This window comes from Paenibacillus sp. RC73 (assembly GCF_044908085.1).
GTDB classification, from domain to species: Bacteria; Bacillota; Bacilli; order Paenibacillales; family Paenibacillaceae; genus Paenibacillus; species Paenibacillus terrae_A.
The window spans coordinates 129,209-150,226 of record NZ_JBIYCV010000002.1; the positions used below are offsets into that span (position 1 = coordinate 129,209).

General features: G+C 45.8%; 17 protein-coding genes. 16 read left to right on the forward strand and 1 reads right to left on the reverse strand.

Annotated features, from left to right (window positions below; genetic code table 11):
- Positions 1-12 precede the first annotated feature (12 nt).
- The 3 genes from typA to ABH897_RS04120 all read left to right on the forward strand — a co-directional run bounded on the left by typA (position 13) and on the right by ABH897_RS04120 (position 4,751).
- A complete protein-coding gene (gene typA, locus ABH897_RS04110) occupies positions 13-1,854 on the forward strand; it encodes a translational GTPase TypA (protein ID WP_283652506.1) in 1,842 nt (613 codons plus the stop codon).
- A gap of 124 nt (positions 1,855-1,978) precedes the next feature.
- The gene (locus tag ABH897_RS04115; RefSeq protein WP_283652505.1) at positions 1,979-3,043 is read left to right on the forward strand and encodes an LCP family protein; all 1,065 of its coding nucleotides are present in this window, start codon (positions 1,979-1,981) and stop codon (positions 3,041-3,043) included.
- A gap of 376 nt (positions 3,044-3,419) precedes the next feature.
- Positions 3,420-4,751 (forward strand): PhoH family protein, encoded by a 1,332-nt coding sequence (locus tag ABH897_RS04120; RefSeq protein ID WP_283652504.1) that lies wholly within the window; start codon positions 3,420-3,422, stop codon positions 4,749-4,751.
- 142 nt (positions 4,752-4,893) lie between these two features.
- Here ABH897_RS04120 and ABH897_RS04125 read toward each other — a convergent pair whose 3' ends face one another.
- Positions 4,894-5,982, reverse strand: coding sequence for a coiled-coil domain-containing protein (locus tag ABH897_RS04125; RefSeq protein ID WP_404591270.1), 1,089 nt, complete (start codon positions 5,980-5,982; stop codon positions 4,894-4,896).
- Between the two features lie 298 nt (positions 5,983-6,280).
- On the opposite strand from ABH897_RS04125, the gene ABH897_RS04130 reads away from it, so the two are divergent.
- The 13 genes from ABH897_RS04130 (at position 6,281) to ABH897_RS04190 (ending at position 20,938) form a co-directional block, all read left to right on the forward strand.
- A complete protein-coding gene (locus tag ABH897_RS04130) occupies positions 6,281-6,931 on the forward strand; it encodes an RsfA family transcriptional regulator (RefSeq protein WP_044648191.1) in 651 nt (216 codons plus the stop codon).
- Between the two features lie 126 nt (positions 6,932-7,057).
- Positions 7,058-8,017, forward strand: coding sequence for a ketopantoate reductase family protein (locus tag ABH897_RS04135; RefSeq protein WP_404580544.1), 960 nt, complete (start codon positions 7,058-7,060; stop codon positions 8,015-8,017).
- Between the two features lie 4 nt (positions 8,018-8,021).
- Positions 8,022-8,411, forward strand: coding sequence for a DUF3397 family protein (locus ABH897_RS04140; protein WP_025685747.1), 390 nt, complete (start codon positions 8,022-8,024; stop codon positions 8,409-8,411).
- Between the two features lie 153 nt (positions 8,412-8,564).
- Complete coding sequence (locus ABH897_RS04145; RefSeq protein ID WP_283652501.1) at positions 8,565-10,271, forward strand: peptide ABC transporter substrate-binding protein; 1,707 nt, start codon at positions 8,565-8,567, stop codon at positions 10,269-10,271.
- Positions 10,272-10,467: 196 nt separating this feature from the next.
- The gene (locus ABH897_RS04150; protein WP_283652500.1) at positions 10,468-11,400 is read left to right on the forward strand and encodes an ABC transporter permease; all 933 of its coding nucleotides are present in this window, start codon (positions 10,468-10,470) and stop codon (positions 11,398-11,400) included.
- Positions 11,401-11,404: 4 nt separating this feature from the next.
- Positions 11,405-12,355, forward strand: coding sequence for an ABC transporter permease (locus tag ABH897_RS04155; protein ID WP_283652499.1), 951 nt, complete (start codon positions 11,405-11,407; stop codon positions 12,353-12,355).
- An 11-nt stretch (positions 12,356-12,366) separates the two neighbouring features.
- Positions 12,367-13,311 carry an ABC transporter ATP-binding protein gene (locus tag ABH897_RS04160; RefSeq protein ID WP_044648186.1) on the forward strand — a complete coding sequence of 315 codons (945 nt, stop codon included), beginning with the start codon at positions 12,367-12,369 and terminating at the stop codon, positions 13,309-13,311.
- A 123-nt stretch (positions 13,312-13,434) separates the two neighbouring features.
- Positions 13,435-15,066 (forward strand): bacillithiol biosynthesis cysteine-adding enzyme BshC, encoded by a 1,632-nt coding sequence (gene bshC, locus ABH897_RS04165; protein ID WP_404518747.1) that lies wholly within the window; start codon positions 13,435-13,437, stop codon positions 15,064-15,066.
- Positions 15,067-15,110: 44 nt separating this feature from the next.
- Positions 15,111-16,376 (forward strand): adenosylhomocysteinase, encoded by a 1,266-nt coding sequence (locus ABH897_RS04170; RefSeq protein WP_283652497.1) that lies wholly within the window; start codon positions 15,111-15,113, stop codon positions 16,374-16,376.
- Between the two features lie 335 nt (positions 16,377-16,711).
- On the forward strand, positions 16,712-17,149 hold the full coding sequence (gene mraZ / locus ABH897_RS04175) for a division/cell wall cluster transcriptional repressor MraZ (protein WP_007431201.1): 438 nt from the start codon (positions 16,712-16,714) through the stop codon (positions 17,147-17,149).
- Positions 17,150-17,166: 17 nt separating this feature from the next.
- Positions 17,167-18,117 carry a 16S rRNA (cytosine(1402)-N(4))-methyltransferase RsmH gene (gene rsmH / locus ABH897_RS04180; RefSeq protein WP_404580542.1) on the forward strand — a complete coding sequence of 317 codons (951 nt, stop codon included), beginning with the start codon at positions 17,167-17,169 and terminating at the stop codon, positions 18,115-18,117.
- A gap of 24 nt (positions 18,118-18,141) precedes the next feature.
- Positions 18,142-18,522, forward strand: coding sequence for a hypothetical protein (locus ABH897_RS04185; RefSeq protein ID WP_014282447.1), 381 nt, complete (start codon positions 18,142-18,144; stop codon positions 18,520-18,522).
- A 64-nt stretch (positions 18,523-18,586) separates the two neighbouring features.
- Positions 18,587-20,938, forward strand: a complete 2,352-nt coding sequence (locus tag ABH897_RS04190) for a penicillin-binding transpeptidase domain-containing protein (protein WP_404591272.1) — start codon at positions 18,587-18,589, stop codon at positions 20,936-20,938.
- Positions 20,939-21,018 lie beyond the last annotated feature (80 nt).

Sequence of the window (21,018 nt, forward strand, 5' to 3'; positions counted from 1 at the left end):
TGGATACAAACCATGCATGCAAGAGAGAACATTCGCAATATTGCAATTATTGCCCACGTCGACCACGGCAAAACGACGCTTGTCGACAAGCTTCTTCAACAGTCCGGAACATTTAGAGACCACGAGGCTGTTCAGGAGCGCGCCATGGACTCCAACGATCTGGAGCGTGAACGCGGTATTACGATTTTGGCAAAAAATACAGCTATTACGTACAAAGATTATCTGATTAACATTGTGGATACACCGGGACACGCCGACTTTGGCGGCGAAGTGGAACGGATTATGAAAATGGTTGACGGTGTTTTGCTCGTCGTTGATGCTTACGAAGGTTGTATGCCGCAGACTAAATTCGTACTGCGTAAAGCGTTGGAGCAAAACCTGACGCCAATCGTTGTTGTTAACAAAATTGACCGTCCGGCAGCTCGTCCAGCCGAAGTTATTGACGAAGTACTCGATCTGTTCATCGAGTTGGGTGCGAGTGATGAGCAGTTGGAATTCCCTGTTGTTTATGCTTCAGCACTGAACGGAACATCCAGTTTGGACGCCGAAAAGCAAGATGATAACATGCAGGCATTGTACGAAACCGTTGTGGATCACATCCCAGCTCCAACGGAGAAAATAGATGAGCCTCTTCAATTCCTCGTAACACTGATGGACTATAACGAATATCTTGGCCGCATTGCAGTTGGTCGTGTAAACCGCGGTATTATCAAGCAGGGACAAGCGGTTACGGTTATGCAGCGTGACGGCAGCAGCAAATCAGCGCGTATTGAGAAGCTGTTCGGTTTCCAAGGTCTGAAACGGATTGAAACCGATCAAGCGGGCGCTGGTGACATTGTGGCTATTGCAGGGATCAAGGATATTAACATCGGAGAAACGATTGCCGATCCAAACCATCCTGAAGCTTTACCTGTACTCAAGATTGATGAGCCAACGCTGCAAATGACCTTCCTGGTTAATAACAGCCCATTCGCAGGTCGCGAAGGTAAATGGATCACATCCCGTAAACTCCGCGAACGTCTTCTGAAAGAACTCGAAACTGATGTCAGCTTGCGTGTCGATGAAACCGACAGTCCTGACGCATTTATCGTATCCGGACGTGGTGAGTTGCATCTGGGTATCCTGATTGAAAACATGCGTCGTGAAGGTTATGAACTGCAAGTGTCCAAACCGGAAGTAATCGTGAAGGAAATCGATGGCAAGAAAATGGAGCCTATCGAACGTCTCCTCATTGATATTCCTGAAGAAAGCATGGGCGCAGTTATGGAAAGTCTGGGTTCCCGCAAAGCTGAAATGGTCAACATGATCAACAACGGCACCGGACAGGTTCGTCTGGAATTCCTGATTCCTGCACGTGGTCTGATTGGTTACACTACGAACTTCCTGACTTTGACTCGTGGCTATGGCGTAATGAACCATGCGTTTGACAGCTATGGTCCATTTGTTGGTGGTCAAGTCGGTGGACGTCATCAAGGCGTACTTATTTCGACGGAAAATGGAAGCACTACATTCTATGGAATGATGGGTGTAGAGGATCGCGGTATTCTGTTCCTGGAGCCGGGTACTGAGATTTATGAAGGTATGGTCGTCGGAGAGCATACACGTGATAACGATATCGTTGTTAACATTTGTAAAGAGAAGCAATTGACGAACGTCCGCTCCGCAACAAAAGACGATACCGTAAAACTTAAAACGCCTCGTATCTTCTCTTTGGAACAGGCGCTCGAGTATTTGAATGATGATGAGTATTGTGAAGTTACACCTAATGCTATTCGTTTGCGCAAAAAGATTTTGAACAAAAGTGAGCGCGAGCGTGCAGAAAAACAGCGTAAAACAGCACAAGCAAATTCGTAATTGATTGGATTGGTTTTGGCCACAGCGGCGACGCCCGGCAACGGGATGCGCCGCTGTATCTGTTTTAGGATTGTAAACTTGGAGAAAGTTTTATTTCTAAAAACGCAGGAAAAGGTGTTGAAGCATGAGTAATCTTTCTAACGGATTGCCTCCCCGGACACAAAGCGGGAAAAAATCCGCCAAACCGAAAAAAACGAAAAAGAAAAAAAGCTTTTTCAGATCGTTTATGAAGTTTGTTCTGTTTCTGCTCATTATAGGTATCTTGGCGGCTGGCGGTTATGCCTATTACCTATACAATCAGGTAGAGGAAGTTTTGGATACGGGGATCAATAAGGAAGTGCCCAAAACACAATTGGCCGAGGCCAAGCCTTTGACCATTTTGTTGCTTGGAACGGATTACCGCCCTGATCATCCAACTTATTTGTCGGACGTTATTATGGTAGCTACACTGAATCCGAATACCAAGTCATCTACAATCGTGTCGTTGCCGAGGGATACGCGACTGGAACTGGATGGATATAAACCTCGTAAGCTGAATGAGTACTATCCGGTGTTCAAGGCCAGAGAGAAAGAGTCTGGTGAAGTCGCTGAAGAGCAAATGAAGAAGATGGTCGGCAAATATTTGAATATTGACATCGATTATGTGACGGTTATTAACTTCCAGGGCTTCAGAGATGTTGTGGATAATTTAGGTGGCGTAGATGTTACGGTCGACAAAAATATGTGTTACCGTGACAGTGCAGATGGTACTAACATTAACTTGAAGGCTGGAGCACAACATTTGAACGGTGATCAGGCCCTTGATTTTGTTCGTTACCGTAAATCAAACTGTCGCCCGAGAACAGCTGAATCTGATGATTTTGATCGCAACCGTCGACAAAATCAGGTGCTTCATTCCTTAATTGACCAAATGCAGTCCTTCAGTGCTCTAAGTAAATTCAGTGCAATTATTAAATCTGTTGATAAGAATTTGATGACAGATATTGAATCTCAGCAAATGAAAAATCTCGTACAGACCTATTGGAATATTTCCAAGCAAAATGTGAAATACAATCCGGTAGCAGGAACATGGCGCAGTCCTTATGTCTATATTGATGAGAAACAGCTTGAACTGGCCAGACAATCCTTGCAAGAGGAGCTATCAAAAAAAGCGAGCGACAATAATACTGTCTCTTCTTCCAATTCTTGAGTGTGTATCTTTCTTCCCTCTTATGTTATACTCGCAGCGAGTAAAAGCTCTATTGCATAAGGGGGTTGAGGTATGTCTGAATGGGTAGCACGCCAAGTATATGGTTTTGACATTCATACCCGTTTGCTGTCTAAGGTTGTTAGCTTTTTCTGTAATGAAATGAATGAAATAAGTAAGGTCCAGTGAGTGATCACTGGGCCTTTTGTGTCTGATCCAAAGGTGTACAGGCTCTAAGGCTCTAATTACCTACCAACTTTTCGTTGTTTAACGCTGCTGCTGGGGTCTTTTTTCAGGGAATCAGCAAGTATTGGCTACCCGGTGAATAGGTATAGGTATGAAACACGAGATTGTCCACGCCGCTTTGGAGGGGATCTAAATGAAGAAAATTTTTGTGCTGGATACGAATGTGCTACTGCATGATCCGAAAGCCATCTTTACCTTCAAAGAACATGAAGTGGTTATTCCAGCTGTTGTTCTGGAAGAAATCGACTCCAAAAAACGCAACGCGGATGAGATTGGACGGAATGCCCGCAACGTATCACGATTGCTGGACGGGTTGAGGAAAGTAGGACATCTGCACAGCGGTGTTCCGCTTCCGCAAGGTGGGAGGCTCAAGGTTGAATTAAATCATCGGAGCTTTTTGAAAGTTCAGGAGATGTTCGGGGAAGTTTCGAACGATAATCGAATTTTGGCGGTCGCCTTGAATTATCAGTTGGAGGAGCAGGAACTGCCTGAACCGCGTTCGGTGGTGCTGGTTAGTAAAGATGTGCTGGTGAGAATCAAGGCAGATGTGTTGGGACTGCTGACCGAAGACTATTTATCCGACAGAACCGGTGATCTGAGTGAGCTATATCCCGGGTACTCGGCAATTCAGGTGCATCCGTCCATCATAGATGAGTTTTATTCCAATCGTTTTTTACCGATTAAGCCATTGGAGCTGTCTTATACGCTATATCCTCATGAATTCGTTATTCTAAAGGACGAGATGGGGACTGGAAAATCAGCATTGCTGAAAGTAAACCAGGAAGCAGACCGATTAGAGCCTCTGTATTTAAGCAATGAACCTGTGTGGGGGATCAGTGCGCGTAATGCCCAACAGCGGATGGCGCTGGAGCTATTGCTTAATGACGATATACCGCTGGTGACGATTACCGGAAAAGCAGGTACAGGCAAAACGTTGCTGGCGCTCGCTGCTGGTCTGCTCAAGGTAGAGGATGAACATCGCTTCAAGAAGCTGCTAATCGCCCGTCCTGTCGTTCCTATGGGCAAGGATATCGGTTATTTACCGGGAGAAAAGGAAGAAAAGCTTCGTCCGTGGATGCAACCGATTTACGACAATCTGGAATATTTGTTTGATACCAAAAAATCAGGCGATATTGATAAAATTTTGATGGGCTTGGGCAGCATTCAGGTGGAGGCGCTCACTTATATTCGCGGGCGTTCAATACCTGGACAATTTATTATTATTGATGAGGCACAGAATTTGTCGCGGCATGAAATCAAAACAATCGTGTCCCGTGTAGGTGAGGGGAGTAAAATCATCTTGATGGGAGACCCGGAGCAAATTGATCACCCCTATCTGGATGCTGCCAGTAACGGCTTGACGTATGTAGTAGAACGCTTCAAGCAGGAAGGGATTAGCGGGCATATCATGCTGGAAAAAGGAGAGCGCTCCAAGCTGGCGCAGTTGGCAGCCGATCTGCTGTAGAAGCTCATATCACTACCCCATGATAAGGATGTTTATATACTGCGTAGTATTTGTTGTAAATAAGAAGACCTCGGGAACATCCCGGGGTCTCTTATTTTTGTCCATGTATTATTTATGATAGCAATACAAGGGTGTCAAAGCCTTACTTCAGGCTCAATTCGAGCTTAACCTCAAGTATTCCGGCTATGGTGCGTACCTCTGTAGCTTTGACATAAGAAATGAGTTGCTGCGGATAGAAGCCTAGATCAAAATCCTTTTCCAGCTTGTTACGGGTCGTATCTGGTAGCTCCAGCCCGTTAAAGACCAGGCGATCCACATGGAATAAAATTGCATTTTGTGGTTCATTCTCTACCGTGTAGTGCCCCTCTACCCTTAATTTCATGGTGCCCTGTTGGCCTTCTACAACAATACGATCCTGCCCGAAGGAAAAGTTGAAGTGATTAAATAATTCATTTTCCGATTTCAGAAAACGGTTAAAATCATCCTCACGTATGCTTATCGTAATGACTTTGCCGTTTGTAATCATGGCTCCTTGCTGTTGTTGAATAAATTGAGGCAAATCCTGCATCGCTTGAGCCAGCGCTTTAAAATGCTTGTTCACCTCGTAGACGCCTACATTCTCCCAATAAGCTGTCATTTCGCCGATCAGCTTGCGTAGAGTATCCGGGTCCTTGCTGGCGTTAACACCGTCATTTACACGCGCTTGAAGCAGGACAATACGCTTACGTTGTTCCAGCAGGTTTGTTTTGACGGTTTCCAAATCTGTTGAAGCCCGGGTGACCTGTTCTTCTGTTTTTCGCATATTCCGATAATCGGACTCGTATTCTTGAAGTACATCCTGATCGTGGCTAATCAGCAACAAGTAGTAATCGTACAGGGAGAGAAGCTGTTTTAGACTTTTGGCACCCAGTACTACACTGAGCAGCTTGTCCCTTTCACCCATATAATAGGAGCGCAGCACAGAACTCGCGCGTTTCCTTTGCATAGTCATCTGTTCCTGCTGAGTGGCAAGATTGCTCCTGAGTTCCTGCTGACGTTGTAAAAGCATCTGCTGTTCATGGCTGATCCGCTCAATTTCATGATCAATCTCGACGATTGACAGACTATCCTGCAAAATCCGGTTTGCCTCTTCTGAAGGAGCTCCCAGAACAGGATGTGCTGACATGGAGGTCCAAATCATAATGATGGTCAGCAGAACACAACTTATCATTTTTAGAGTGGGTCTGATCATTGGTTTTCCCCTTTTGTGTATTACCGAAAAAAGTCTAACAGTAATATATATGTGCCTTTCTTATTCTTTAACCATTTCATTTATTGTACAGCAGCCAGAGGATGCTTGAAACCCGAAACTATATTTGTCCACGTATGAGTTCTTATAGAAATGGAAATACAATTTAGTATCAAATAGATTCTATGAACTCTACGAGAGGCATAGAAATGAATAAACAGCTTTTATACCCTATTCAAATACCGGTAAGGCCGGTTCATGAAGACGGTTATTTCAGGATGTTGTTAGGAGGGCTAGAGGCATGACTGCAATAAGACAAGATGCATGGAGTGTTGAAGATGATCTGATACTGGCGGAGGTGACATTGCGTCATATCCGGGAAGGTGGAACACAGCTCGCTGCATTTGAAGAGGTTGGGCAAAAAATAGGAAGAACCTCCGCAGCATGCGGCTTCCGCTGGAACAGTTGCGTGCGCAAGCGTTATGATGAAGCCATCAGCATTGCTAAAGCGCAACGTCAAAAACGCAGTTATATTCGCAAGCAGAGTCCGGTTGGTGTATCTCAGGTGGCAGCTTTTGCCACGCTTGATACGGCTGAAGGGCTATACAGAGCGGATGGAACGAGTGAGGATACGTTGTCCATCGACGCAGTGATCCGTTTTTTGCGTCAATGGAAGGGATCTGTACAGGAAACCAATCGACAGATCAAGATGCTGGAAAAAGATTTACGTGAAAAGGAAGAGGAATTAAATCAACTTCGCTCCATTAATGATCGGTTGTCCAAAGAGGTTAATGAGGTGCAAACCGACTATCGCGTCGTGAATGATGATTACAAAGCCTTGATTCAGATTATGGACCGGGCCCGCCGTTTGGCTTTAATCACTGAGGATGAGGAAGAGCTTAAATCCAGATTCAAAATGGACGCCAATGGGAACCTGGAGCGCATTGAGTAGCAAAATTACAGCAGCAAATATTAAATAGAACGTCAACTCACGCTTTGCCGTAGTTGGCGTTTTTTGTATTTCTCTAGAGTGCATATGATATAGTAGAAAAAAAGATGGAAGAGAGACGATACATAGGTGATTGATATTATTGGAGCAGGTTCGCTCGGATTGTTGTTCGCTGGAAGGCTGGCAGCCTCAGGTACAAAAGTAAGGCTATGGACACGAACGCTTGAGCAGGCACGTATCATTGCATGTGAGGGGATTACTGTGCTTGAAAAAGAGGGACAGGTTGCTGTTCATGTGATTGGAGATACATTGAAGGTAGCGCCGTTGGCAGATTGGCAACGCTTGAATTCACAGGTTCCGGCACGGTGGATTTTGATAATGACTAAACAGGGGGCGATTGGGGAAGTGCTGGAGCAGATTAAATCTGCGGCTAATACAGAAAGCGATATCGGAATTGTTTGCTTACAGAACGGAATCGGACATATAGAACGAATTAGACAAGCCTATCCTGAAGCGGTGGTATACCCTGCGGTAACGACCGAAGGAGCCAAGAGAATGGGAGTAGCATCCGTCGTGCATGCCGGGCTGGGGGCTACGGAGATTGGCTGTCCGGATGAGCTGGAGGAGAAACAGGTCGGGAGTTTCGAACAATATGTGCTAAATCGGCTGCTTACAGCAGGATTTGACGTTTGCTTGTCGAAAGAAATCGAGAACGGTATATACCGCAAGTTGCTAATCAACGCTGTGATTAATCCGCTGACAGCAATATGGCGAATCCCCAATGGAGAGCTGCTTTCCGATCCGGGCCGTATACATATGATGCGCAAGCTATACGAAGAAGGCATTCAAGTGTACGAAGCCAATGGTATTCGGTGTGACAGCGCATGGTGGGATCAGATTATGAAGATTTGCCGGGCAACGGCAGAGAATCAGTCGTCTATGCTGGCCGATGTGCTTGCACATTCCATGACAGAGGTTGCTTCCATTAATGGACAACTGGTGCAGATGGCAGAGCAAGCGGGGGTTACTGCACCAACCCATGCGGTATTATGGCAATTAATTGAGGGCATGCGGCTAAAAGAGGGGTGATCAGTTGAGTCTCATACAAGGTACCATCATCACATTTAGTATTCTTCCCTTTTTTCCGTTTCTGATCGTGTTTGCGGTTTGCCGCTACCTACTTAAACTGGAAAAAAAGAAGTCGTTGCTTATATCTATGGACATTACCACGGCTTTTCTGATACTATCCGTCGCGGCGCTCTTTAATGTCATTTTTGCATCAAGATTCGGTTTTTATTTGATATTACTGCTGCTACTTTTGGCGCTGGGTTTAATTGGAGGAGCCCAAAATCGAATAAAGGGTAAGGTCGATGGGAAAAGATTATGTAGAGCAGTGTGGAGATTAACTTTTATAGCCATGACATTAGCCTATATTCTATTAACTATTGTTGGCATTTTTAAAAATATATTCAATAACATGTGATATAACATGACATGAAAACCTAAAAAAATATGAATTAATCATGTTTTTTTGAAAAAAAAGCTCAATTTAAAGAAATGTGATGTAGATTTTTTTGACCGCTGGTTGTATAATCTATAAACATATACCACTTTAGAACTAGGGGGAAAACGCTAGATGAAAAGGAAAAGCTTTTTAGTCCTTTTGACACTCGTTCTTGCAGTTGGCGCACTGCTCGCAGGTTGTGGCTCCAGCAGCAAGAACGAAAACAATGGCAAGGGCGCGCAAGAAAATACCTCAACTACACCGGCTCCGGCCGACAAACAGATTTTGCGCATTAATCTGGCATCCGAGCCGCCAACATTTGACCCGGCACAGGCTCAGGATAGTCAAACGAACACGGTTCTCAAAACTTTGTATGAAGGTCTTGTACGTATGGGTCCTGATGGCAAAGAAATTCCTGGCGTAGCTGAATCCTGGAAAATTTCCGATGACGGCAAAACCTATACGTTCAAGCTTCGTGATACTGCAAAATGGAGTAATGGCGACCCAGTCAAAGCAAGTGACTTCGTATTTGCTTGGCAACGGGTATTGGATCCTTCTACGGCTCCAGCACCTCCATATGCTTACCAATTGTACTATATAAAAAATGCTGAGGGCTACAACCTGAGCACTTCCAAATCTTTTAAAGGCACTAAAATTACAGACTTTAAAGATGTAGGTGTCAAAGCAGTTGATGACCATACATTGCAAGTAGAGCTGGATCACCCAACTCCTTACTTCCTGGGCTTGACTTCTTTCTACACCTTCTACCCTGTACATTCTTCTATTAAAGGAAATGACAAGTGGGCGGTTCAGAAAGACAGCATGATCACCAATGGACCTTACACTTTAACAACGTGGGACAGCGGTCAAAAGATCGAAGTTTCCAAGAGTGAAAACTATTGGGGTAAAGACCAAATCAAGCTGAACAAAATCACGATGTCTCTTGTAAACAGCGGTGCAACAGAGCTGGCTTCTTATAGAAGTGGACAACTTGATTATGCAGGTATGCCAAGCGGTGAAATTCCTACAGACCAAATTCCGGCTGTGAAAAAAGAACTGCCGAATGAGTTTAAGGCTAAAGGGATTGCAAGTACGTATTACTATCTATTTAACGTAACTGAAAAACCATTTAATAATGTTAAAATCCGCAAAGCATTTGCGATGGCTATTCAACGCCAACCGATTGTTGAGAGAGTAACATTGGGTGGTCAAATTCCTGCTTACGGCTTTGTACCTCCAGGTATCAAAGGAGTTTCTCAGGAGTTCCGTACCGAGAACAAAGATGATTTCTTCAAAGAAGATTTTACTGAAGCGAAAAAATTACTTCAAGAAGGTATGAAAGAAGAAGGCGTAACTACACTTCCTCCGGTAACTTTGCTGTATAACTCCAGTGAAAGTCACCAAAAGATTGCTTTGGCAGTCGCTGATATGTGGAAGAAAAACCTTGGTGTGGACATCAAAACCCAAAACCAAGAGTGGGGCGTATTTATTCAAACACGTAACAAGCTGAATTTCCAAATTGCTCGTGGTGGTTGGTCTGCCGACTACAATGATCCAATGACATTCCTAGATATGTGGACAACAGGCAACACTAATAATAATTCTGGCTACGCTAATCCTGCATATGATGCTTTGATTGAAGCAGCTAAGACAGAAACCGATCCAGCAAAACGCATGGAAGATTTCGCAAAAGCAGAGAAAATTCTGGTTCAAGACGATATGGTTATGCTGCCGGTCTATTACTATTCAAATGTTTCTTTAACGAAACCGAATGTAAAAGACATAGCTCTTGACTTTAGTGGAGCGATTGATTTCACAAGAGCGTATATTACACAGTAACTAAAGCTTAATTCTGAAGTTTGATAGTTACTTCGGGATATATATGTGGATACAACCATATATATCCCGTTTTTTTGTGTGTCATGGTCTTTTCCATTATCATGTAACCATGCAAATAAGTAGGTTGGACATTCCAATTCTATTTCGATAAAATCGAATGGTGTCGAAAAAAATTTATGGGGGGTGTAAACGGGCAATGACGCGTTATTTGATCAGTAAATTTTTCTATATGCTGCTTTCTTTGTTCATTCTGATCTCTGCGACGTTTTTTCTCATGAAAGCAATTCCGGGTAACCCCTTCATGAGTGAAAAAGCGACTTCTCCTGAGATTCAAGCCCGGTTAATGGAGCAATATGGGCTGGATAAGCCTGTATATGTCCAATATTTTAAATACTTAGGTGATATTGCTTCAGGTGATTTTGGTATTTCTATGAAAAAGTTGAACCAAAGTGTTACAGACATTATTGGACAAACTTTTTCGGTATCACTTAAATTGGGCTTTGTCGCCATAATTGTGTCGATTATTGTCGGACTCTTGCTAGGTATGCTCGCAGCTTTATACCATCGCAGGCTTATTGACAACGTAGCGATGATTTTAGCGATTATGGGGATTGCGGTTCCCAGCTTTGTCCTGGCATCGTTGATTCAGTTCTTCTTTGCACAGGAGTTAGGTTGGTTTAATGTCATGGGCTTTGATGGTCCAATGGATTACGTCCTACCTGTTGTCGCTTTATCCGCTTCGCCAATTGCGTTTATCGCTCGACTAACGCGTTCCAGCATGCTGGAAGTACTTCATGCGGATTATATCAAGACTGCCAAGGCTAAAGGTTTGAAGCCTGTTACGGTAATGTTCAAACACGTTGTACGTAACGCCATTTTGCCGGTTGTTACCTATGTGGGGCCTATGACAGCAAATATTATTACCGGTTCCGTCGTTATTGAACGTATTTTCGGGATTGGTGGTATCGGTAAAGTGTTCGTAGACAGTATTACGACCCGTGACTATACCATGATTATGGGAGTTACTATTTTTTACGGCATTTTGCTAATGGTGGCACGTTTTATTACTGATATTGCATACGGTTTTATTGATCCACGGATTAAGCTGACCGGCGGGAAGGAGGGATAACTTTATGTCTGTGAAAGACAATGCTGTGAATTTGGAGAAGCTTCAGGTAAAACCGGAAGACTTTCAGAAAATCGGAGCGGATGAGAAGCAGTCTGAAGTTATTCAGCGTGAAAGCTTATCCGCTTGGCGTGATGCTTGGGAACGGCTTCGTAAAAATAAACTGGCAATGACAAGCCTGAGCGTTCTGATTTTTATTGTACTTGCTTCGATAGTTGGTCCGATGCTTTCGCCATACGACGACCGCACGAATGATTTGTTGAGCACCAATCTTCCTCCTTCGGCGGAGCATTGGTTCGGAACAGATGATCTGGGGCGTGATATGTTTGTCCGTACATGGATGGGTGCCCGAATTTCCTTGATTATCGGTTTGGCCGCAGCAATGATTGACTTGTTGATTGGTGTTATTTATGGTGGAATTATGGGTTACTTTGGTGGCCGTGTAGATGAAATCATGAATAAATTTTCTGAAATTCTGTATTCCATTCCATATCTGCTTGTTACGATCCTGCTGCTCGTTGTACTGGAGCCAAGTATCACGACGATTATTATTGCGCTCTGTGTGACCGGGTGGATTAACATGTCGTGGATTGTGCGTGGTGAAATGCTACAGCTGAAAAATCGGGAATTTGTGCTTGCTTCCCGCTCGATGGGAGCTGGTGCAGGCCGCCTGCTGTTCCGTCACCTGTTGCCTAACGCTGTGGGTCCGATTATCGTCACACTGACTTTGACGGTTCCAAGTGCTATTTTTTCCGAGGCTTTTCTGAGCTTCTTGGGATTAGGGGTACAGGCTCCTCAAGCGTCGTTGGGTTCGATGATTGAATCAGCTCTGACAGGATGGATGTACTATCCTTGGCGTATGCTTTTCCCGGCAGGTTTGATCAGTTTGATTATGCTTGCGTTCAACCTTTTTGGTGATGGATTGCGTGATGCGCTTGATCCGAAGCTGAAGAAATAGGAGGTGAGATCATGGTGAGTAGCAACAATTTAATTGAGGTTGAAGGTCTTAAAAAGTATTTTAATGTTGGCAAAAACCGTGTGCTCAAAGCGGTGGACAACCTGAATTTTTATATTCGCGAAGGCGAAACACTAGGTATGGTTGGTGAATCAGGTTGTGGTAAATCTACAGCGGGCCGTACCATTCTTCGCTTATATGAGCCTACAGCAGGTAGCGTGCGCTTTAACGGTACGGATATCTACAAATTATCATCAGGTAAAATGAAAGCTATGCGCCGTGATATGCAGATGATCTTCCAAGATCCGTATGCATCCTTGAACCCGCGTTTTACGGTTTCTGATATTATCGGTGAGGCACTGGATATTCACAACATGGCAGGTAGCCGTGCAGAGCGCAAAAAGCGGATTGAAGAGTTGTTGGATCTGGTAGGTTTGAACCCGGATCATGCAACCCGTTATCCGCATGAATTTTCCGGTGGTCAGCGCCAACGTATCGGTATTGCCCGTGCGCTGGCAGTTAACCCTAAATTCATCATTTGTGATGAGCCGATTTCGGCTCTTGATGTGTCTATTCAGGCTCAGGTTGTCAACCTGTTAAAAGAGCTTCAAGAGCGTCTTGGTCTGACATACCTGTTCATTGCGCATGATCTGTCAATGGTCAAGCATATCAGTGACCGGGTAGCCGTAATGTATATGGGTAAAATGGTTGAGCTTGCAGAAAGCGCGGAGTTGTATGCAAACCCGATCCATCCTTATACGAAAATGCTTCTGTCGGCGATTCCAATTCCCGATCCGGAAGTGGAAGCCAACAAAAAACGGATTATTATGCCTGGTGATCAAGCTGGCCCAATTCATACAAATGATGCATCCGGCAATAAGTCAGGAGCCTATAACCTGGAAAATGCCAAGCTGATCGAAGTGTCCAAAGGACATTTTGTAGCTGAGCCTTACGCCTGATGTTGTTTTATGCACCAACCGCCGAGTTTGCTTGGCGGTTTTTTTTGTGAGAAGCTTTGACGCGGACAAGGGCTTTCGGTACAATCAAGCAGTAAGGTTTTGGTGGAGACAGGAGGCAGACCCATGAGAATAATTCCGGAAGAGCTTCGCGGAGGGTCGGCTTTGGCAGAAGATTACATACAGGGTACAGGACGCGCACGCGATTTGTATGAATATAATGTTCTGCATGCCGATGCTTATGCCCAACGAGCAAAGCGACTGGATGAGACGGAGCATCTGCGATTAAACCGTAAGGATGTCGTAGCATGTCTCCGTATATACAATGAGCAATACAACGCACACGAGGCGGTTCATGCTTCATTGGATCGGCTGGAGCAGCCAGACGCTCTGGTGGTAGTTGGCGGGCAGCAAAGTGGACTGTTCACAGGTCCGATGCTGGTCGTTTACAAAGCTGCTACGATTATTAAGGCGGCCAGGGAAGCGGAGAAACGGCTGGGGCGTCCAGTTATTCCCGTTTTCTGGATTGCGGGTGAGGATCATGACTGGGATGAGGTCAATCATACATATGTAATGGCGAATGACCCGCAAGCAGTCAAAATCAAGCTGAATAAGCAGCCGGAACGTCGTTCTTCGGTTAGTGCGATTAAGGTCGATGCCGCAGAGTGGAAGAAAGCTATGGCTGAAATAGAGCAAAGCTTGCCTGACTCAGAGCATAAGGCTGATATTTTACGCATGATTAAGCATGGTTTCAATGATTCTTACGGATTAAGTGAAGGCTTCGCCAAGTTGCTGGGACTTCTTTTCGGTGCCTACGGATTAGTGCTGCTGGATTCAGCTGATCCTTCGCTGCGCAAGCTGGAGACATCCGTTTTTCGTCGGTTGGTTCAACACAATGATGAGCTGGAGCAAGCTTACCACGCGACTGCTGCACGGATTGTAGATTATGGTTATCATTTGCAAGCAGATGTGCATGAAGGCGGCGCCAATCTGTTTTATATCCATGAAGAAGAACGCTTGCTGCTGTTCAAACAAGATGGTCTATTCACGGACCGCCGCGGTCAGGTAGCATTTACAGTCGAAGAACTGCTCGAAGAGACAGACAGGCACCCGGAACGTTTTAGTAACAATGTCCTAACCCGCCCTCTTATGCAGGACTCACTGTTTCCAGTGCTGGCCTCTGTGCTGGGTTTAGGAGAAATTGCCTACTGGGCGATTACACGCGACGCTTTCGGCGTACTGGGGATGCAGATGCCATTACTGCTGCCACGGATGTCCTTTACGTTGGTGGAGCCAGGTGTGGAAAAGCATATGCTTAAGTACGAATTGAGCTTTGGAGAAGTTAGAGACGGGCTTGAGGAACGGAAAAAGCAATGGATTGTCACCCACGACCAGCTTGGAATGCAGGAGCAGTTTGTCGGGGCCAAGGAAGCTTTTGTCCGTATGTACGAACCACTGATACAGCAGTCAGGCTTGATTGAAAAAGGTTTGCTTCGGATTGGGGAAACCAATCGTGAGAAGATTCTGGAGCAGATTGCCTATCTGGAAGCAAAAGTTCAGGAAGCACTGTTCCGGCAAAATGAAACAGCGCTTCGTCAATGGGATCGCATCGAGTGGTCACTTTTTCCGTTCGGACAGCCGCAGGAACGGGTGTATACTATCTATCATTTTCTAAACCGTTACGGCCTCAGCCTGATCGATATGATTATGGATGTGCCGACCGATCTGACGGGTACGCATCGTGTCATTTATGTATGATTTAGCATGTTAACAACTACAACAAATATGAAGGAGGAACAAATATGACTTCCCATTCTTTGCAAAACAGCATTGTTCACGATCTTAAACTGGCGCCTGAGGGTCATCTGAAAATTGATTGGGTGGAAGCCCATATGCCGGTATTGAACCGTATACGTCAACAGTTCGAGCAGGAGCAGCCTTTTAAGGGTCTGAAGGTAACCATTTGTCTGCATCTGGAGGCCAAAACGGCCTATCTGGCTAAAGTAGTACAGGCGGGCGGGGCTGAGGTTACAATTACGGGTAGTAATCCGTTGTCCACTCAAGATGATGTTTGCGCAGCATTGGTTGAAGATGGAGTTACGGTTTTGGCTAAATACAATCCGGACCCTGCTGAGTTTAAAAGCTTGCAAATTAAGGCGCTGGAAACAAAGCCGGACCTTATTATTGATGACGGGGGTGACCTGGTTACCCTCTTGCAATCCGAACGCCCTGATCTGATTTCTACCATCCGTGGTGGGGCGGAGGAAACGACTACCGGGATTATCCGCTTGAAGGCGCTCGAAAAAGAGGGTCAACTCCACTTCCCGATGGTGGCCGTTAATGATGCTTACTGCAAATATTTGTTCGACAATCGTTATGGTACTGGACAGTCAGCATTCGACGGCATTATTCGCACAACCAATCTGGTTGTGGCAGGTAGCACGGTCGTCGTGGTGGGTTATGGCTGGTGTGGTAAAGGGGTTGCGATGCGTGCGAAAGGGCTGGGAGCCAACGTGGTCGTCACCGAAGTTGATCCAATCAAGGCAGTAGAAGCACATATGGATGGTTTCCATGTGATGCCGATGGTGGAAGCAGCCAAGCTGGGTGACTTCTTCATTACGGTGACTGGCAACAAAGCTGTAATTACCGGAGAGCACTTTGATGTCATGAAGGACGGGGCTGTGCTGTGCAATGCGGGGCATTTTGATGTGGAGGTTAGTAAGCCTGAGCTTGCCAAACGTTCCGAATCCATTAGGACGGTGCGTCGCAACATTGAGGAGTACCGCTTCAAGGATGGACGTAAAATGTATTTGCTGGCAGAAGGACGCCTCGTGAATTTGGCTGCGGCGGATGGTCATCCTGCGGAAATTATGGATACCACGTTTGCACTTCAGGCGCTTGGCTTGAAATATGTGAACGATCGTTATAATGAGCTGGGCAAAGCCGTAATTAATGTACCTTATGAAATTGATGAGCAGGTAGCCCGCTTCAAGCTGGATAGCCTGGGAATCCAAATTGATTCTTTAACAGAGGACCAAAAGGTCTATCTGGATAGCTGGAATGCATAACTTGAGCATTGCCGATCACGATGTCCGGGTTCAAAGGTTTTAACGTGTAACACAGGTGTCTGTATAGGTTGGTATGATGAATGGGACTAAGCCCTTTATTTTCATGTTGTTTCGAAACCTGATGCATATTGTCGGGAGTTCGTCTTCATGGAATAAGGGGCTTTTTAGCGTGTTATGATACGTGGCGACAATAATAGACATCATCGTATGGATTTGTCGTTTATCTCTTTTTGGAAATGTAAAGAAGGTCTTTGATTTTTTAAAGCGAATCTATTATGCTTAGGTGGTGGAAAGTGGGCCAAAGTGGGAGAATGAGGTAAGGGGTGACGAAACCAATGTTTATGGGGGAGTTCCAACATAGCATTGATGAGAAGGGTCGGCTTACTGTTCCGGCCAAGTTTCGTGAACTTCTCGGTGCCTCGTTCGTGGTTACCCGCGGGCTGGACCAATGCCTCTTCGTGTATCCCATGGATGAGTGGGCTGTCATGGAGAAAAAACTTAAAGCACTGCCTTTGATGAAGGCCGATGCGCGGGCGTTTACCCGGTTTTTTTTCTCGGGCGCGACTGAATGCGAATTGGACAAACAGGGCAGGGTAAATTTACCGGGGAATTTGTGCGAATACGCCAAGCTTACCAAAGAGTGCGTCGTATTGGGAGTGTCCACCCGGGTAGAGATTTGGAGCAAGCACACTTGGGAGCAATATTTCAGCCAATCAGAAGAAGCATTTAACGACATTGCTGAGAAATTGGTTGATTTCAACTTTGAATTGTAATTTAGGAGGTCAGCCGTTTGTTTCACCACATTACCGTACTCAAGGAAGAAGCAACACAGGCACTAAACATCAGGCAGGACGGGATCTATGTGGACTGCACGTTGGGAGGGGCAGGACACAGTTCCGTCATTGCGTCACAGCTTGGCCCTGAGGGAAGGCTGATTGCCTTTGATCAGGATGACTGGGCATTGAACAATGCGCGCGAGAAGCTGTCGGCCTACGAAGGAAAGATTTCATTGGTGAAATCCAACTTTCGCCACTTGCAGGACAGGCTGGCCGAACTGGGATTGCCCGAAAAAGACGGCGTCCCGCAGGTCCAGGGTATTTTGTTCGATCTGGGTGTGTCCTCGCCCCAGTTCGATGAGGGGGAACGGGGATTCAGCTACAATCATGATGCGCCGCTTGATATGCGGATGGATCAGAGTAGCTCGCTGACGGCTTACGAGATTGTCAATGAATGGTCGGAAGCAGAGATTGCACGTATTTTGTTTCACTACGGAGAAGAGAAGTTTTCACGCCGGATCGCGAAGATTATGGTTGAACGTCGAAAGAACAAGCCTATTCACACAACAGGGGAACTTGTCGATATTATCAAAGAAGGAATTCCGGCTGCGGCACGCAGAACCGGGGGACATCCGGCCAAACGCAGCTTTCAGGCTTTGCGGATCGCTGTAAACGATGAGTTGGGTGCACTGGAAGATACTTTGCATCAGGCAGTAAAATGTCTGGCTCCAGGGGGCAGAATTTCGGTCATTACGTTCCATTCTCTGGAGGATCGGATATGCAAGCATATTTTCAAGGAGTATTTGGCGAGAAGCATCTATCCATCTGATTTGCCTATTTTGGAGGACAAAATGATAGGCGATCTGAAGCTGGTGAATCGTAAGCCGATTGTGGCGTCAGAGCAGGAATTGGAGCTTAATCCACGGTCCCGGTCAGCCAAGCTGAGAGTTGCCGAGAAATTGTAAATTTAATGGAGAAGGAGAGGCGACATGGCTTATACACGCGGTAATTTGGCTGTAAAAGAAAGAGCCCGTCAGGAACAGGTTCAGCAACAACGGTATCGTGAAACCACCAAAGTCGTTACACGCCGCAGAGAGCTGCCGATTCGGGAAAAGCTGCTGTATCTTTTGACACTTGTAACGTGCATTGTCATTGCTGGTATGCTGATTGGCAGGTACGCGCACATTTATCAAATCAATTATTCGATTAATACAGCGAGCAAGGACATTTCCAAATTACAGACCAATATCGCCCAACTGAAAATTCAGAAGGAACGGCTGGAAAATCAGATTGTACCTACGGCAAAGGAACAGGGATATATCGAGCCGACAAGAGAGCCAATTCGTGTGGAAAAGCAGGCTGCCAAATAGTTAGTTAGGAGCATAGCATCAAGCTATGCTCTGACGTACATTTTTTCGCAGAGAGGTTTGAGCTATGGTCAAAAGAATAAAGCTTCGCACACTGCTGATAGGGGGATGTATTACCCTCTTTTTTCTTGTTCTGCTACTTAAGGTATTTTGGATTCAGGTCGTGAGCGGGGAATACTGGCATAATCAGGTAGTTACGCAGGTGGAAAGAGACCAGGTGATCCAGCCCAAGCGCGGAACGATTACGGATCGCAAGGGAAATGTACTGGCTGCAGATGCCCCTGCTTATACGGTAGTGGTCAACCCGAGCATCATTCAGGAATATGATCTGGAAAACGAGGTCGTAGCCAAACTGCATCAGCTGCTCAAAACACCTGAGGACGAACTGAGAAAGCATCTCTCGGCCAAGGACAAAGACGGTAAATATTTAAAAAACCGCGAGATCCGTAACGGAGGTTGGAAGGTAGATCCTGAGCTCAAAGCACAGGTGGATACGTTCAAAGAATATTTAAAGGATAAGTACGAAGTAATTGGAGCTGTGGACACGGTTCAGGAATCCAAACGCTATTATCCGGAAAATAAGCTGGCTTCTCATGTTCTTGGCTATTACCGTAAAGATGGTACAGCAGGCATGGGGTTGGAAGCCTATTATAATAAAGAGCTCTCGGGCACGGCCGGAAAGCTTCTTTATCAGCGGGATCGAAAGGGAGTTCCTCTTCAGGGATCGGAGAGCATCTATGAACCGGCACAAAATGGTAAGAATTTAAAGCTGACGATTGATGACACAATTCAGTATTATATAGAGGGCGCTATGCAGGAAGCTATTGCAACATACAATCCTAAAACGATGACGGTTGTAGCCGCAGATCCCAAAACGATGGACGTTCTCGGTATGGCAAGTTACCCCAATTTCAATCCCAATACATACGGGAGCACATCTTCAATGGAACATTTCCGTAATAATGCGACTCAGTCCATCTATGAGCCAGGCTCCACGTTTAAGATTGTAACCTTGGCTGCCGCAGTTCAGGAAAAGGTGTTCAATCCAAATGAAACCTATCAGTCTGGTATGATCCGAGTCGGGGGATGGGATATTCGTGACGTGAGTCGAAATTGGGGAACGTTAACCTATCTTCAAGGGGTCAAGCGTTCAAGTAACGTCGGTTTCGTCCATCTGGGGCTGGATAAGCTGGGCGGCGAAAGGTTGAGGAAATATATTAACAACTTCGGATTTGGTGTGAAAACAGGTATTGATCTTCCGAGTGAGTCTAGCGGAGCCATTACGTTCCACACCCAATACAAATCCGAAGTCGCAACGGCTGCATACGGACACGGACGTGTTCAGGTAACGCCAATCCAGCAGGTAGCGGCTATCTCGGCAATTGCTAACGGTGGTAAGTTGATGCAACCTCATCTGGTGAAGGGAATTACGAACCCGGATACAGGGGAAGTACAGACGATTCAACCGAAGGAAGTCCGCCAGGTGATTTCGCAGGAATCGGCATTACAGACCAGCAGCTATCTGGAGCAGGTCGTGTCTGACCAAGAAATTGGAACCGGGCGTCTTGCTTATATTGATGGGTACCGTGTTGCTGGTAAAACAGGTACAGCGACGAAAGTTGTGGGCAAAGTGTATGACCATTCGAAGGATGTCGTGTCCTTTATCGGCTTTGCACCCGTGAATGATCCGAAAATAGCTGTCCTGGTTGTTATGGATGAACCTAACAAATCGGTAGGTGGAGGTACGGCAGCAGCCCCTGTGTTTAAAAAAATCGTATCCCAGTCGCTGCAATATATGGGAGTTCCCAAAACAGGAGCCAAAGCGAGTAAATCAGACAGTGCTGCTGTGAAAACGGTGAATCTGCCGACAGTGCCACAATTAACCGATCAGGTGAAGAAGGATGCGCAAAACGCATTGCTCAAACAGGGGATTGCCTATGAAACGGTCGGCAAAGGCTCCAAAATTGTCCGCCAGTATCCGGAGGCAGGCGTCAAAATGAAGCCGGGACAACGCATTTATTTGCTGACTGAAGATAGCGCCAACATGACCATTCCCGATTTTACAGGCGTCTCGTTGCGTGACACGCTACAAGTGTTGACGCTCATGAAGGTGGGCGTTCAGGTAAGCGGCGAAGGTTATGTTGTCTCGCAAAAGGCACAAATGGTGAGTGGCAAGCGGATCGTCAATGTGACGCTCCAGCCGGCTAAAGAAACCGTGACCGGAGTAAAGCCGGAGGAAACACCGGACTCAACTACCGGCGTAGCATCTAACCAAAAAGGCAGTACAGCGAAAACGAGTACCGATTCAAAAACCGATACCACTGCGAGTGCAAGCTCAAGCAGGGAGACTTCCAAGGGTGGGAGCTCCGCTGTAGCCGATGAAAAAAGTGCGGCTGCAATTAAAGGTGAGGATAATTGATAGCTTGTTCTAACGTCCGTTTTTTTGAATATTCATGAGGTAAGACATGTCATGAGTATATGGAGGAACGGAGGGGAGCG